The organism is Neisseria sp. P0001.S005 (assembly GCF_051963715.1).
The window spans coordinates 1-254 of the sequence record NZ_JBQCTZ010001012.1; the positions used below are offsets into that span (position 1 = coordinate 1).

1 protein-coding gene is annotated in these 254 nt (G+C 52.4%); it reads left to right on the top strand.

The features are described from left to right. Positions 1–254, top strand: a 254-nt coding sequence (locus ACTHSP_RS23895) for a serine hydrolase (protein WP_440347217.1), incomplete at both ends; no start/stop codon positions are given.

The window sequence follows — 254 nt, forward strand, 5'->3', positions numbered from 1 at the left end:
GAAGTGCTGTATCAGAAAAACCCTGATCGTGTCATGCCGATTGCCTCTATTTCCAAATTGATGAGCGCGATGGTGGTTTTGGATGCGCGTCTGGATATGAACGAGCCTATCACGATTACCGAGGCTGAAATAGACCGTTTGAAAGGTACGGGCAGCCGTTTGAGCATCGGTACGACGCTGACACGCGGCGAACTGTTGCACCTGAGCCTGATGAGCAGTGAAAACCGTGCTACCCATGCGTTGGGCCGTACCTA